Raw genomic sequence first — 14976 nt, 5'->3', positions numbered from 1 at the left:
AAATAACTGTTAATCAATAATTATACTCCAATCAACCGGTTACATTTACAACTCCTAAATGTACGGTCATGATCAAAAACTATTTAAAAATTGCCTGGCGCAACCTGGTACGGCACAAAATTTTTTCGATAATTAATATAGGTGGCCTGGCCATTGGTATTGCCGCCTGTCTGCTTATTTCGTTATATGTGCATTACGAGTTAAGTTACGACGCCTATCATACCAATAAAGACCGTATTGTACGTATTACCAACCTGATGCGCACCCCCGAAAAAGATAATGTTAATATCGCTTTAACGCCGGTACTGCTGGCCAGTACTTTAAAACGCGATTATCCTGATGTGGAAGACATTGTACGCCTGGAACCCAGTAAGGCTATTATTAAAGTAAATAACCAAGTATTTAACGAAGAAAATGTTTACGCTACAGATGCCGGTATTTTTAAAGTATTTAATTATCCGCTGATAGAAGGCGACCCGGCACATGCCCTGGCCGACCCACAAGGAATAGTGATAACCGCAAAACTGGCTAAAAAATATTTTGGGAATGATAAGGCAATGGGTAAACGCATTATCTGTGATAAAAAACTATATCATGTAACCGGTGTACTTGCCCAATTGCCCGAAAATTCGGATTTGAAGATTAGCGCGTTAACACAAGGTGATTTTGCCAAAGTAACCACCTGGATGGGCGACGATTTTTCGGTCTATACTTTTGTGTTGTTTAAAAATAAACCCCACCTGCCAACGCTGCAAAATAAACTCGCCGTAATATCTAAAAGAGATATACAGCCCGAGCTTAATAAAACTGGTGCGGTAAGATATTCCATGCAGTTTAATGCCGAGGCCTTAACCGATGTGCATTTCAGCGCGGATAAATTAGGTGATACCCCTAAAGGCGATAAGATGCTGGTTTACGTGTTTTCGGTACTGGCCATGCTGATATTATTTATAGCGCTGTTAAACTATATTAACCTGTCAACAGCCCGTGCTGCCGAAAGAGCGAAAGAAGTAGGGGTACGGAAGGTTAACGGCGCGCTGCAATCGGGCCTGGTGAGGCAATTTTTGTTCGAGTCGTTTTTTGTGACGATAATAGCCCTGGTTATCGGGATAGGGATCATGTTTGTGATGCTGCCGTTTTTAAACCATCTGTTGCAAATTAAAATATCTTTCCGGGCTTCGTCCCTGAGTGTTTTGGTTATCGGTGGACTGGTTTTGGTATCATCGTTATTAACCGGGTTATATCCGGCTTTGGTATTGTCGGCATTTAGCCCGGTGGCTGTTTTAAAAGGTAATTTTAAGTATCATGCCAAAGGCGTAACCATGCGCAAGGTTATAACCACCGTTCAGTTTGTAATTGCTACGGTAATGATAGCCGGCGCGTTTATTATGAACAGGCAGATCAATTTTGTGCAGCACCGGTCCTTAGGTTACGATAAAAGCCAGGTACTCAACATTGGTTTGCCCGATGATTCGGTTACCTTGTTGCGGGTTAGCGCTTTTAACAATGCGCTAAGGCAATTAATGCAGGTTAAAGGGACGGCTGTGCAAACTGGCCTGTCTATGCGTAATAACGAAACACCAAAATCAACCACAACAGTAATAGCCAATGGTATTAAAAGGGAAATAGTTGCTAATTATTTTTCGGTTGACGAGCAGTTTATGCAATTGCTGGCTATGAAGATGGCGGCAGGCCGGAATTTTCGGGGAGGTGTGGCTGATAAAAAAGGGGGCTATATTGTTAATGAAGCTTTTATAAAGCAGGTTGGCCTTAAAAACCCCATTGGTACAACCATTGATGGCTTTGAGAAGAAAGGACATATAATTGGCGTGGTGAAAAACTTCCATTACGCATCATTACATAACCCCATAGCGCCTTTAGTGTTGGTTTATAATGCCATGCCCGCTACTTCGGTATTGGTAAAAATTAGCCCCAATAACCTAAAGCTGGTGAAAAGCGTTTGGCAAAGCTATTTCCCCGATGTGCCCTTTAGTTACAGTTTTATGGATAGTGGTTTTAATGACCTATACCAAAAAGACATGACCAGCATCAGGCTGTTTAATTACTTCACGCTATTATCCATCCTGTTAGCCTGTCTGGGCCTTTACGGCCTGGCTTATTTAATGGCTAACCAGCGTATCAAAGAGATCGGTATCCGCAAGGTATTAGGAGCGGCAGTAAATCAACTGCTGGTGTTGCTGGCTAAAGATTTTGTTAAACTGATAGCCCTGGCGGCTGTATTGGCCATACCTATCACCTGGCTGGTGATGAATAAATGGCTGGCCTTTTATGCGTATCATATTACGATCAGCTGGTGGTTATTGTTATTGCCGGTAGCAGTTATCCTGATGATAGCTGTAATAGTGATCAGTTATCAAACCATTAAGGTTGCAGTGAGCAACCCGGTTAATAGTTTAAAAAACGAGTAGGATAAAACTATTATGATAAGATGGTTTATAGTTCTTTCATTTTCTTTGCACGGCGTTTTTCATCCGGGTCAACCTTGCAGGGCATTTGTTCGATACTTAAAATATAATCGGCAGGGAAACCTTGTTTTTTAGCCAGGTTTAAAATTTTGGCATGGTACCAATCATAAGGCAGCGTGAAGTTATTGACGGCGTGGGGCTGGGTAATAAATGCCCAGGCTTTATATAGGTTGCCGTTTTCGTCTGTACAGTTTACGGTGGTCCACTCAAACCAATCTTCCTGGAAAAAGAAATTATCCTTTTCATCATCATTAAACTCGATCAGCACACCCCAGGTAACGGTAGGTTCGACAGAGGGTACGAGGCTGGCTTTGGACGAGCCATCGTTACCGTTTAAGGTAAATCCAAACTGGTAACCGGCTACTTTAACGTTGGCTATTTTTTTAGCGGACGGGACGGTCTTGGCAAACTCATCCACATCCATATTGGAGGCATAAGCAAATAACAACATAACAATTGAATCTTATCTGCAATTATAAAAACAAAAAGCCGGCCAAAAAATGACCGGCTTCCTGTTATATTTAATGAGGGTGGAGATTATAATTTACCAATTTCCTGAACAAGGTCGATCAGTTTGTTTGAATACCCCCATTCGTTATCATACCATGATACTACTTTCACAAAGTTATCATTCAGCGCGATACCAGCTTTAGCGTCGAAAATAGAAGTACGTGCATCACCTTTAAAATCTTCAGATACCACTTCATCTTCAGTGTAACCTAAAATGCCTTTCAATTCGCCTTCAGATGCTTCTTTCATCGCAGCTTTAATACCTTCGTATGAAGTTGGCGTTTTTAAGCGTACAACCAGGTCAACTACAGAAACGTCAGCAACCGGAACACGGAATGACATACCTGTTAATTTGCCTTTCAGCTGTGGTAGTACCAAACCAACCGCTTTAGCAGCGCCGGTTGATGAAGGGATAATGTTTTGGTAAGCACCACGGCCGCCTCTCCAGTCTTTAGCCGATGGGCCGTCAACTGTTTTTTGGGTAGCTGTAACCGCGTGTACGGTGGTCATCAGGCCTTCTTCAATACCAAATTTATCATCCAATACTTTAGCAATAGGGGCTAAACAGTTGGTAGTACATGAAGCGTTTGATACGATAGTTTGTTCGGCTTTCAGCAATTTATGGTTAACACCCATTACAAAAGTAGGGGTATCATCTTTAGCAGGGGCGCTCATTACTACTTTTTTTGCACCGGCATCAATGTGTTTTTGGGCGGTATCTAAGGTAAGGAATAACCCGGTAGACTCGATGATCACTTCAGCGCCTACTTCATTCCATTTCAGGTTTGATGGGTCTTTCTCGGCAGTTACACGGATCGTTTTACCGTTTACCACCAGGTGACCGCCTTCAACCGCGATGGTGCCTTTAAACTGACCGTGGGTAGAATCATATTTTAACATGTAAGCCATATAATCGGGCTCAACAAGGTCATTAATACCTACAACTTCAATATCAGGTCTTTCAATGGCGGCCCTGAAAGCCAGGCGGCCAATCCGACCGAATCCGTTAATTCCTATTTTCATTTTTTGTTTTAATTTTTACTTTGATAGTAATTTAGTAAATTGTTTATTGGTTCTTTTAATATGTATTCAATACTGATGCCATTTTCGGCGGCTGTTTCCTGCAGGTACTCCTGGAAATTAGCGGCAACCGATCCGGCAAAGTGCACCGGCGCGCCGGGATGCTGTTCCCTTAACGGCAGTATATAAGTTTTAAATAGTTTATCAAACCCTGCTTTTACCGTCTTCTTTACATAGGTCTCGTTGATATTCTCGGCAAAAAAGTCGGCAAATGCGCTTAAATACAGCGCAGGATGCTTTTGGCGGTATACTTTATCTAAGATGGTCTTTCGGTCGGTCTCGTGTTTTTTAACAAATTTTTGGCGGATATCGGCAGGTAATGTTTCGCTCATATAGCCTTTCAGCAGTTGCTTACCCATCCAGTTGCCCGATCCTTCGTCGGCCAGGATATAGCCCAGGCCATAATTATTGGGTTTAACTTTTTTACCATCGTACCAGGCGGCGTTGCTGCCACTGCCACAAATGCAGATAATGCCCGGTTTATTTTTGCAACAGGCAATTGCCGCTGCCTCAATGTCATGCTGAACGGTGGTTTTAGCAAACTTAAAAAAGATGTTAAAAGCGTTTTTGATCACACCCTGTAATTCATCCGAACTGGCGCCGGCGCCAAAAAAATAGATCCGTTTAATCTCTTCGGCGTGGTGGATCAGGTTGATGTTTTTATTGAGCAGCTGCAGGATGTTCTTCTCGTCGCTGAAGTAGGGATTAATGCCGCTGGTTTTAAAAGAGGCCACAGTGCGCCCCTTATCGGCAAGCCGCCAATCGGCATAGTTAGATCCGCTATAAACCACTGCAATCATTCGTTTTAGATAGATAATACTTCGGCCATTTGTAAAAGATCCTCCTCCAGCTGAAATTTATGCTGGTTAAGGGCTTCCTCCAGGCTGGTTAAAACAATAGTATTAGCCTGCAGGCCAACCATCTTTTGCGATTCGCCCGCTATCAGCGCGTTTACGGCTGCAAAACCTAAGCGGCTCCCCAATATCCTGTCGAATGCCGAAGGGCTGCCACCGCGCTGTAAATGGCCTAATATAGTTACTTTTATATCGTAGTTCTTTACTTCTTTTTTAACAGCCTGTGCAATATCGTAAACCCCGCCGTTTTTATCACCTTCGGCCACGATAACAATGCTGCTTGATTTTTTATCGTACTGCCCGCCTTTTAAATTGGTGATCAGGTCGTCAATAGCGGTTTCCTTTTCGGGGAGCAGGATAGCTTCGGCACCGCACGATATCCCGGCCCGCAGGGCAATAGCGCCCGAATCGCGGCCCATCACTTCAATAAAAAACAGCCGGTCGTGCGCGTCGGCTGTATCACGGATCTTGTCTATCGCTTCAATAACCGTATTGGTGGCGGTATCAAAGCCCAGGGTATAGGTTGATCCGTAAAGGTCGTTATCAATAGTACCGGGAACGCCGATAACCGCTATATCCGGATATTTTTTAGAGAAACGCAGCGCACCGGTAAAAGTACCATCGCCGCCTATTACTACTAAACCTTCAATACCGTTCTTCTTTAAATTCTGATAGGCTTTTTCCATCCCCTCATCGGTATGGAACTCCATACACCGGGCCGTTTTAAGGATAGTACCGCCTAAACTTAGTATATTGCTAACCGACCGGGTTTGCATATCGTACATATCGTTAGCGATCATCCCCTGGTAGCCCTGCCTGATGCCTGTTACCTGTAAGTTATTATATATAGCTGTCCGTACCACCGCCCTGATGCAGGAATTCATCCCGGGGGCATCACCACCGGAAGTGAGAACAGCAATTTTTGAAATATCAGGCATATAATTTACGTTATGAAAAGATATTGCGAATATAGTGTGTAAAAATTACACTATATAAATTTTATTTATTTTTTTACATTTATCAATTAAGCGTATATCTTTAACTTTTACTAATAATCTGAAAAGGACTTGGAATTAAACTTACCTAAATTTGAATCGGTATTTTCTATTGATTGTGTGATATTTGGTTTTGAAGCAGGAGAACTGAAGATACTGTTGATTGAACGTAACGAAGACCCTTACAAGGATTGGCTGGCATTGCCCGGCTATATTGTAAAACAGGATGAAAGCCTGGACGACGCCGCCGAGCGTATTTTATACGAGCTTACGGGGTTACGAGGGTTGCACATGGAGCAATTTCATACTTTTGGCGAGGTGAACCGACACCCGCAGGGTAGGGTTGTAACCGTAGCTTACTATGCACTGTTACGCTTAAACGGGCAAAAGGAACTGAAGCCGATTACCCAGATAGCCAAAAAAGCATTCTGGCACCCGGTAAATGACCTGCCTAAATTGGGGTTCGACCATACCGAGATCTTCAAGACGGGCTTTAACAAGATCCGCCGCCGCCTGGGTTACCAGCCCATAGCATTTGAACTGCTGCCCGAAAAATTTACACTAACCCAACTGCAATCGCTTTACGAAGCCATCCTCAACAAAAAACTGGATAAACGTAATTTCCGCAAAAAAATGCTGAGCTATGGCTTTTTAAAGGAACTGGACGAAAAGCAAAAAGGCGTTTCGTACCGTGCCGCCAAGCTGTATAAATTTGACCGCAGGAAGTATTCGAAGATCTTCCAGAATGACCTTAACCTTGATAAGTAATTATTCTAGTGATTAGAGATTAGGTTTAGGAATTGCCTATACGAAAGCAAGAAGAGCCGGGATGCATTTGCATCCCGGCTCTTCTTATTATCCTAATCTCTAATTAACTAATCTCCAATCACTAACCTTTTACCTCCAAATGGTACTTCACCAGATTATCTATAGGCGAGCGGATAATATTGCCCATTACCATGCCGTTTTCCTCAACTAATTCTTCCAGCACATTGCGGAAGTTATAACCTACCGAACCGATGCAGTTAAACGTGTATTTTTGATAATCGGGGTAGCGGGTTACCAGGTTGCGGAAAAAATCCTCGAAGGAGGTACGCACCAAATTGCGCGAATATTCGATATGCACGTTATTATCATACACAAACTTGCTGAAGCCGGCGCAAAAGCGGTTAGCCAGTGGTTTGGTATAAACCTGTTCGTTCACATCATCGGGTGTTAAGTGGTAGGTTTCCCAAAACAGGCTACGTACCGGTTCGGGCATATAACCGCGCAGATAGTCGATCAGCAGTTTTTTGCCGATGTAGCAACCGCTGCCCTCATCGCCCAAAATATACGCGCCCGAATCAATGTTTTGTATAATATCTTTACCGTCGTAAATACAGGTATTGGTACCCGTACCTAAAATGGCGGCAAAACCCGGGCCTGTACCTAACAGGGCGCGTGCTGCGGCCATCAGATCGTGCCCAATGTTAACTTTAGCTGCAGTAAAAACAGCCGACATGGCATCCTCTACCTGCTTGCGCTTATCAACAGTTGAACAGCCGGCGCCATAATAGTTAACTTCGGTGATCTTGTCGATCTGCAGATCGGAAGGCAGATTTTCCTTTAAGGATTGGATGATGTACTCTTTGCTTGAGAAATAAGGGTTGTATCCCTCTGTATTGAAATATACCTTTTTACCTTCTTCATTAACCAGGCACCAGTTGGTTTTGGTGGAGCCCCCGTCAGCAATAATGATCATAATGTTAAATTAATATTTGCTAAAAGTATGATTTTTACTTATTGTAAAACAAACACTTTGACGATTTTTTAAATAAATCTTTTTGTGTCAAAATGACGGTTATGGGATTGGCGGAAATGAGTGAATAAATACTGGTTGGATCAGATGTTAAACCAGGTAAAAGCGGCCTCTAAATCCATATCATACAATTTTGAAAGCGGCTTCTTTAGAATTCCTCGAAATTTTTGCATATTTGCACCGCGAAAATAACCGCGATGGTCTCATAGCTCAGCTGGATAGAGCAACAGATTTCTAATCTGTCGGTCTCAGGTTCGAATCCTGATGAGATCACGAAAGTGAAAGCCTTTTAGAGTTAATCTAAGAGGCTTTTTTACTTTTTAAAGCTGCTTCTGAAGCTGAAACCGCGGTTTTATACATATTTTGACTAACAATATCGATAGAGCTACGATCGGCTCTATCTCATGTAATTTACCAATTCTATAGGTAAAACCGCTACTTTTGGTGCAGCTTCGGTGCGCTTTCCATTGTTTACGATGTGTTTTTCATGCTAATATTTTGAGTTTAAGTGAATCAGTTAACGCAAACGTGATGTCAACAGCTTGTTAATCAATGCCGGTATCGGCGATGCTGTTATCTCTAGGATTGCCTCCGCTGTGAGTGAATTATTAAATTGAACCCACTTAATGGAGTGGGCTGAACTTATTTTTATGTCGTTAGCTTTAATAGTTACTTTGTCAGACGTAGCTAATATCTCAAATGAGTAGGAGTCCGTTCTATTAAACGGTTTTAAAGTTATATCGAAAGAACTTACTTGATTATTTAAAGTAGGTATAACTGACAGGTTTGCAGTATGGTGTCTATCCGCAGTTATAGGCCTAACCTGAATAAATTTTATATCCTCACTACATGTAATCCCAAATGTAAACTCAGCCAAATCGTGAAGTCCGGTATTTGCTAATTCAACGATGCCGGTATATAACTTAGAAAACGCAAACTCTTCAGATTCATCTGATAATATGATTCTTGAATTTAACATTTTATTGTCACCAGAGTCATAGACGGACGTGACTTCTACGGATAATGCAACAGGTTGTATTCTGTTTCTACGATTATCAAAATACTGTTTAATGAAAGCTCCCGCGGCACCACCACTTATAAAAGCTGCTCCTATTTGTATCCAATTAATTTCTTGCATGTATAGATATCGCATTTAAAAAAGACCAAGTTGACCATCTTGATCATCTTGTCCGAAGTCAGATTGTCCATCTGCGGCCCCCTGTGTTATATTTAGTTCATTTCTATACATAAATGGAATCCAATAGCGCGGCTGCTGCTTTGTTCCTCTTTCTTCAAAAAAGCCGATAAAATGAAGTTCCTTAGCAATTTCTTGTGTTTTATCAACCGCTAATCCCCAAATGCTAGATAATGTTTCTATCGTTTGTTCGGCTTTCTCATTTTTTAAATGTTCAATGTAAGGTGTCATAGATGGATATTCAGCGAAAATAGTTTGTTCAATTCTGACTTTAGACACTTTATCTAAAGCAGATTTCATAGCTGAACGACCAATTATGTTTTCGCCGCTTAAATCTGTTTCACCTAACTCGATTTTTTTAATCTGTTCTATTTTAGCTTCATTGATCAAATGGATTATTTCCCTCGGAGCGGTTACACCTTGTCCATCTTTTACTCGGGACATTAACCAATCTAAAGTTTTGGGTTTCTTTGCGCCTTGATCGATTTGATCAGGAAACAATCGATAAAACACTTTTTCCTGTTCATGGATGCTTCTAAGCACAGCATCGCGGTCGATACGTAAATACTCCAGAAGTATTTTATTATTCAATACTCTAAGGATTATTAAATTAAGAATAGATTCCTTGTTCCAATCAATAGTAATAGTTTTTGTAACGTGACTGGCCTCTCTAAATCCACTTTTGGTTATTCTTTTCCAAATATCGTTCCTTAAAAAGATTTTCAGGAATATGTGAGTATATGGTTTTAGGTCGTTATAAACCTTGAATAGAGCTCGCAACGCATTGGTTTCAAGTTCAATATTGTCAGAAAAAGCAACGTCAAGGCGGTCAATTAATATCCACAGGGATATCCCTGATGTTTTTAATGCTGCGTTTAGTAATTCAAATAGACGCTCGGCTGACACAATTCCATTTTTTACCTCATTCATTGAAGGTTCCCGAAACGATACTTTAAAGCTAAAACCGTTTGGAACACCAGTTAATTCATTTAGATCAACACCAGGTTGAATAGACTCAATTCTACTCAATTGCTTAACATAATTATATGAAGCTGTTAGTATTGATCTTAAACTAGTACTTGATGAAACTAAATTTGAATCCTCAAGCACCTTTGTAATTTCCTTTGTAGATGAATTGCTAATATCTGATTCTTTTAAAATGGAATGAGTTATTAGTATGAAGTAAAGCTTCCAAAGATTTATGAAATCAATTTCTGATGTAGGGGGATCGGTCGACAAACCAGAAAATGCTGTGCTGCCTCTTGGGTTTTCAGCAGACATTATCATAATTTTTCGATTTCGTAGTGTTTCGGATTCGCTCTCTATGACTGAATAAATCGCACTCTTTCCAGAGCCTTTAGGCCCATAGATTACATCAACCTCCCCATTTAATACCCGATTGTATGGGTCAGTTGACATAAAATACATCTGTAATTGGTCGCTTTCCTCCTCTGCAATTCTTTCACCAAAGTTTAGTTTTTTGAGTATGTCGAGTTTATCCATAGTGTTTATAATAAGGTTTGGTTAAAATTAAAAATTAAAACTGAGTAAACAAACGTCAAATAATGTCGAGCATTGATAAGGTATAGCATTTCGCTGCGGAAACGGTTAATAGTGTTGTGATCGAGGTCATTTGCCTAAAGACTACTTTGGCTCCCATGCTGTTAAACTACAAAAAACGCCCCTAACTAAAAAAGAGGCTATCCTTTTGAGATAGCCTCTTTCCTGTTTTTATCATCAGCACAAAATTACTCCTGTGCTTCTTCTTTCGGTTTTTTGTTTTCGCCGGATGACTTGATGTGGACAACAATCTGATCAGCTTCCTTATCATAGTCAACTTCCATCAGGTCGCCGTCAACCAACTCGCCTTTCAGTATTTCTTCGGCAATTGGCTCTTCCAGGTATTTCTGGATGGCGCGTTTTAACGGACGGGCACCAAACTGCGAATCGAAACCCTTATCGGCAACAAACTCCTTAGCGGCTAAGGTCAGTTCAATTTTATAACCTAAGCTGCTTACGCGGCCAAACAAGGCAGCCAGCTCAATGTCAATAATTTTGAAGATCTCTTCTTTACCCAATGAGTTAAATACGATCACGTCGTCAATACGGTTCAAAAACTCAGGCGCGAATGCACGTTTTAAAGCGTTCTCTATTACACCGCGCGAGTGGGTATCCACCTGTTTGCTCATAGCCGCGGTGCCAAAACCAACACCCTGACCAAAATCTTTCAACTGGCGTGCGCCAATGTTGGATGTCATGATGATGATCGCGTTCCTGAAATCAACCTTGCGGCCTAACGAGTCGGTCAGCTGGCCTTCATCCAACACCTGTAACAGGATGTTGAATACATCGGGGTGGGCTTTCTCAATCTCATCCAGCAATACAACGGCGTATGGTTTACGGCGTACCTTTTCGGTTAACTGTCCGCCTTCTTCGTAACCCACATAGCCCGGAGGCGCGCCCACTAAACGGGATACCGCAAATTTCTCCATGTACTCGCTCATGTCAATCTGTATCAGGGCATCCTCGGTATCAAACATAAAACGGGCCAGCTCTTTAGCTAATTCCGTTTTACCAACACCGGTAGGGCCCAAAAATATGAACGAACCGATTGGCTTTTTAGGGTCTTTCAATCCTGCGCGTGTGCGCTGAATAGCGCGGGTCAGCTTCTTAATCGCATCTTCCTGACCGATGATCTTACCGCCAATGTTCTCGGCCATGTGTAGCAGTTTCTGGCTATCGGCCTGGCCCACCTTTTGTACGGGTATGCCGGTCATCATGGCCACCACTTCGGCAACATTATCTTCGGTTACGGTATAACGTTTAGATTTGGTTTCGGCTTCCCAAATGGCTTTAGCCTGTTCCAATTCCTCTAACAAATGTTTTTCGGTATCGCGCAGTTTAGCAGCTTCTTCGTATTTCTGGCTGCGTACCACTTTGTTTTTCTCAACCTTAATCTGCTCAATCTTCTGCTCGATATCCAAAATTTCCTGCGGAACATGGATATTGGTCAAATGCACACGCGAGCCCGATTCGTCCAGCGCGTCAATCGCCTTGTCAGGTAAAAACCTGTCGGTAATATAACGGGTGGTTAAGGCAACGCAGGCTTGTATAGCCTCGTCGGTATAAGTTACACCGTGGTGTTCTTCGTATTTGTCTTTAATGCGGGTTAAAATCTCCACAGTTTCATCCGGGGTAGCAGGTTCTACCATTACCTTTTGGAAACGGCGGTCTAAAGCGCCATCTTTTTCAATATACTGGCGATACTCATCTAAAGTAGTCGCGCCAATGCATTGGATCTCGCCCCTGGCCAAAGCCGGTTTAAACATATTTGATGCATCCAGCGAACCTGAAGCGCCACCGGCGCCTACAATGGTATGGATCTCGTCAATAAACAGGATCACATCAGGCGATTTTTCCAGCTCGTTCATCACGGCCTTCATACGCTCTTCAAATTGCCCGCGGTATTTTGTACCGGCAACCAGCGATGCAAGGTCTAAGGTAACCACGCGTTTGTTAAACAGGACACGTGATACTTTACGCTGTACAATACGCAGCGCCAAACCCTCGGCTATAGCCGATTTACCAACGCCCGGTTCACCTATCAAAATAGGGTTATTCTTTTTACGGCGCGATAAGATCTGCGATACGCGTTCAATTTCTTTCTCGCGGCCAACAATCGGGTCAAGCTTGCCTTCTTCGGCAGCTTTGGTTAAATCGCGGCCGAAATTATCAAGCACAGGTGTTTTTGATTTAATGTCGCTCACCTTTTTAGGCTGGCTAAATGATTCTTCTTCTTTAAAATCATCATCACCACCCGTTGGCGAACCCGGCATCTCGTCGGTCACGTTGTTCTTGTGCGAATCTACCTCGTGTTTAAATATCTCATAGTTAACATTAAACTGCAGTAATAATTGCGACGCGATATTGTCCTCGTCCCGCAGGATCGAAAGCAATAAATGCTCGGTACCAATTACATCGCTTTTAAATATTTTAGCTTCAAGATAAGTGATCTTCAATACTTTTTCGGCCTGTTTGGTTAAAGGTATGCTGCCAATATGCACGTTGGTGCCGGTAGTGCCTTTAACGGCATCTTCCACGGCGCGGCGCAGTTTGGCGGTATCCACGTTCAATCCTCTCAATAGTTTAATAGCAACACCGTCGCCATCACGAATAAGCCCCAGCAATAAATGTTCAGTACCTATATAGTCATGCCCAAGGCGTAAGGCCTCCTCTCTGCTATATGATATAACGTCTTTAACCCGCGGCGAAAATTTAGCTTCCATATAATACCTTTCAATAAATTATGAACGTCCTAATCTATAAATTAGTTTCGTTTGATAGAGACATCCCGCACAATAATTATCAACAATATTGCCAATAATTTACATACGGTAAAATCAGACAATCAAATGATGCAACCGTGCAATCACCTTGCTAAATAAAGGTTTTTGAGCCCATATACAGCAAGTATTTGCATAAAATTATTAATAAAATGTCAATCAACAGTTAAGGTTTTGATAATTATTACCTTAAATAGTTTAATATCGTTGCTTTTTATAAAAATAATGACGTTTTAGTAGGCATAAAGTCAGGCTGTACTGACAATAAGGCATGGCTTTTTTTAGTAATCAGTTAATTAGAGATTGGTGATTAGGGAGATTTTTGAGAAAATTACGGTAGGGGATGTGCAGGTTTTAAAATGGGCGTTGCCTGCGGCCCAGGCTTTCCGCTCATACTGCACAAGCATTAGCCACAGGGCCGGTATCCGCTGCTATCCTTAACGCGGAAAATGAAGTTGCCCCCATGAGCGTGATCATGACCGGCTCACTTTCCATGAAAGCGTGCTGTACTTGCTTTTTCATAGCTTGTTTTTATTCTTCTTCACCTGTATTCACCATTTTAGCCATTACGAAGAAAGTTTTTTTCACGACGATCTTCGAACCTTCTTTTAATTCCTTTACGGGTGTGATCTCGGTAAAGCCGATATCCGAAACACCTTTTGCTAATGGCACCCGTTCAAACACAATTCCATTGGCATCGTATTTCTTTACCCGGAAAATATAATCCTGCCCCCCGTTGCTTACGATGGCTTCAGAGGGAACGGCCGGCACTACCGATGTGCCGATGCTGATGATTGCTGTTACATTCATCCCTTCAATCAGTCCAGCTTTGTTGCCCATCACCACAGCATGTACCGGGATAGTTTTTGACTGGCTGGCAAATGCCGTACCGATAGAATAGATCTGCGCATCATATTCCTTACCCGCGCTGTTGGTCAGGGTGAAATGGATGCGTTGACCGGCCTTTATTTGGGGCAGGTCTTTTTCAAATACGAACAGATCCAGGTGCAATTGTGAATTATTAACGATCTGCGCGATGGGTGTGGAGGCATCTACATTGGAGCCGATCTGTGCCGACACCTCGCTCACCGTGCCGCTAATGGGCGCCAGCACCGGGATACTGGTTACCCAACGGCCATTATTGGTAGCCGATTGCGAGATCCCCATTGCCGACAATTGCATTTGCTGGGATTTTTTGGTTGCTTTCAGCGCGGCTAATTCCGCTTCGGCTTTCTGCAGGTTTTTTAAGGGCGCAGCGTTTCCGGCCACCAATTCCTTTTGACGCCCGTATTCCTGTTCAGCCAATAGCAATTGCGCCTGGGTAGTTTGCGATTGCTGCTGTAATTGCGCTATTTCAGGATTAAGTATCGTAGCGATCACCTGGCCTTTGTTTACATAATTTCCGGGCTGAACGGTCAATGTTTTGATCGTGCCGCTGGTAACAGAAGTAACCAATGCCTTGTTCTGATTGGGCACCGATAACAAACCATTGGCTTTGATGGCGGTTGACAGGTTCTTCATTTCTATTGTGCCGAGTTCAATGCCCGCCGTTTTGATCTGGTTCGCTGTAAGGCTTACGGTATTTGTTGCTTCGGGCGCAGTGTCTGCTTTCGCCTCCTCCTCCTTTGGTTTTTCCTGCTGTACGCAGGATATAGCGGTGAGCGCCAGCAAGGCAAGAAACAGATAGCTATAATATTTAAAATGCGTTTTCATGT

At 42.5% G+C, this 14976-nt stretch carries 11 protein-coding genes and 1 tRNA gene; 3 read left to right on the top strand and 9 right to left on the bottom strand.

The window, feature by feature from the left end; genetic code table 11:
* Positions 1–68 precede the first annotated feature (68 nt).
* Entirely contained in the window at positions 69–2429 is a 2361-nt protein-coding gene (locus AC07M6_RS10085; RefSeq protein WP_494888980.1) for an ABC transporter permease, read from the top strand.
* A 25-nt stretch (positions 2430–2454) separates the two neighbouring features.
* Here AC07M6_RS10085 and AC07M6_RS10080 read toward each other — a convergent pair whose 3' ends face one another.
* The 4 genes from AC07M6_RS10080 to pfkA form a co-directional block, all read right to left on the bottom strand.
* Positions 2455–2937, bottom strand: coding sequence for a gamma-glutamylcyclotransferase family protein (locus AC07M6_RS10080; RefSeq protein WP_494888979.1), 483 nt, complete (start codon positions 2935–2937; stop codon positions 2455–2457).
* Between the two features lie 86 nt (positions 2938–3023).
* A complete protein-coding gene (gap, locus tag AC07M6_RS10075; protein WP_494888978.1) occupies positions 3024–4019 on the bottom strand; it encodes a type I glyceraldehyde-3-phosphate dehydrogenase in 996 nt (331 codons plus the stop codon).
* An 8-nt stretch (positions 4020–4027) separates the two neighbouring features.
* The gene (locus AC07M6_RS10070; protein WP_494888977.1) at positions 4028–4876 is read right to left on the bottom strand and encodes a hypothetical protein; all 849 of its coding nucleotides are present in this window, start codon (positions 4874–4876) and stop codon (positions 4028–4030) included.
* 5 nt (positions 4877–4881) lie between these two features.
* Complete coding sequence (gene pfkA, locus AC07M6_RS10065; RefSeq protein WP_494888975.1) at positions 4882–5868, bottom strand: 6-phosphofructokinase; 987 nt, start codon at positions 5866–5868, stop codon at positions 4882–4884.
* Positions 5869–5997: 129 nt separating this feature from the next.
* Here pfkA and AC07M6_RS10060 point away from each other — a divergent pair, with 129 nt between their 5' ends.
* On the top strand, positions 5998–6693 hold the full coding sequence (locus AC07M6_RS10060; RefSeq protein WP_494888973.1) for an NUDIX hydrolase: 696 nt from the start codon (positions 5998–6000) through the stop codon (positions 6691–6693).
* A gap of 121 nt (positions 6694–6814) precedes the next feature.
* On the opposite strand, the gene AC07M6_RS10055 is transcribed toward AC07M6_RS10060, so the two are convergent.
* Complete coding sequence (locus AC07M6_RS10055; protein ID WP_494888972.1) at positions 6815–7666, bottom strand: N-acetylglucosamine kinase; 852 nt, start codon at positions 7664–7666, stop codon at positions 6815–6817.
* Between the two features lie 256 nt (positions 7667–7922).
* Between AC07M6_RS10055 and AC07M6_RS10050 the strand changes: the two genes are divergently transcribed.
* A tRNA-Arg gene (locus AC07M6_RS10050) sits at positions 7923–7996 on the top strand.
* Positions 7997–8240: 244 nt separating this feature from the next.
* On the opposite strand, the gene AC07M6_RS10045 is transcribed toward AC07M6_RS10050, so the two are convergent.
* The 4 genes from AC07M6_RS10045 to AC07M6_RS10030 all read right to left on the bottom strand — a co-directional run bounded on the left by AC07M6_RS10045 (position 8241) and on the right by AC07M6_RS10030 (position 14974).
* A complete protein-coding gene (locus AC07M6_RS10045; RefSeq protein ID WP_494888970.1) occupies positions 8241–8861 on the bottom strand; it encodes a hypothetical protein in 621 nt (206 codons plus the stop codon).
* 15 nt (positions 8862–8876) lie between these two features.
* Entirely contained in the window at positions 8877–10421 is a 1545-nt protein-coding gene (locus tag AC07M6_RS10040; RefSeq protein ID WP_494888968.1) for a P-loop ATPase, Sll1717 family, read from the bottom strand.
* Between the two features lie 245 nt (positions 10422–10666).
* Positions 10667–13204: an ATP-dependent Clp protease ATP-binding subunit gene (locus AC07M6_RS10035; protein ID WP_494888966.1), complete on the bottom strand. Its 2538-nt coding sequence runs from the start codon at positions 13202–13204 to the stop codon at positions 10667–10669.
* A gap of 588 nt (positions 13205–13792) precedes the next feature.
* The gene (locus AC07M6_RS10030; protein WP_494888964.1) at positions 13793–14974 is read right to left on the bottom strand and encodes an efflux RND transporter periplasmic adaptor subunit; all 1182 of its coding nucleotides are present in this window, start codon (positions 14972–14974) and stop codon (positions 13793–13795) included.
* Positions 14975–14976 lie beyond the last annotated feature (2 nt).

Source organism: Mucilaginibacter sp. GW821-FHT07H05, from assembly GCF_059418485.1.
This window is presented reverse-complemented; position numbering and strand designations above follow the sequence as displayed.

Coding starts and splice junctions, on each gene's coding strand:
- AC07M6_RS10045 (WP_494888970.1), bottom strand. CDS start 8,861: ATGCAAGAAATTAATTGGATACAAATAGGAGCAGCTTTTATAAGTGGT.
- pfkA (WP_494888975.1), bottom strand. CDS start 5,868: ATGCCTGATATTTCAAAAATTGCTGTTCTCACTTCCGGTGGTGATGCC.
- gap (WP_494888978.1), bottom strand. CDS start 4,019: ATGAAAATAGGAATTAACGGATTCGGTCGGATTGGCCGCCTGGCTTTC.
- AC07M6_RS10030 (WP_494888964.1), bottom strand. CDS start 14,974: ATGAAAACGCATTTTAAATATTATAGCTATCTGTTTCTTGCCTTGCTG.
- AC07M6_RS10070 (WP_494888977.1), bottom strand. CDS start 4,876: ATGATTGCAGTGGTTTATAGCGGATCTAACTATGCCGATTGGCGGCTT.
- AC07M6_RS10085 (WP_494888980.1), top strand. CDS start 69: ATGATCAAAAACTATTTAAAAATTGCCTGGCGCAACCTGGTACGGCAC.
- AC07M6_RS10040 (WP_494888968.1), bottom strand. CDS start 10,421: ATGGATAAACTCGACATACTCAAAAAACTAAACTTTGGTGAAAGAATT.
- AC07M6_RS10080 (WP_494888979.1), bottom strand. CDS start 2,937: ATGTTGTTATTTGCTTATGCCTCCAATATGGATGTGGATGAGTTTGCC.
- AC07M6_RS10035 (WP_494888966.1), bottom strand. CDS start 13,204: ATGGAAGCTAAATTTTCGCCGCGGGTTAAAGACGTTATATCATATAGC.
- AC07M6_RS10055 (WP_494888972.1), bottom strand. CDS start 7,666: ATGATCATTATTGCTGACGGGGGCTCCACCAAAACCAACTGGTGCCTG.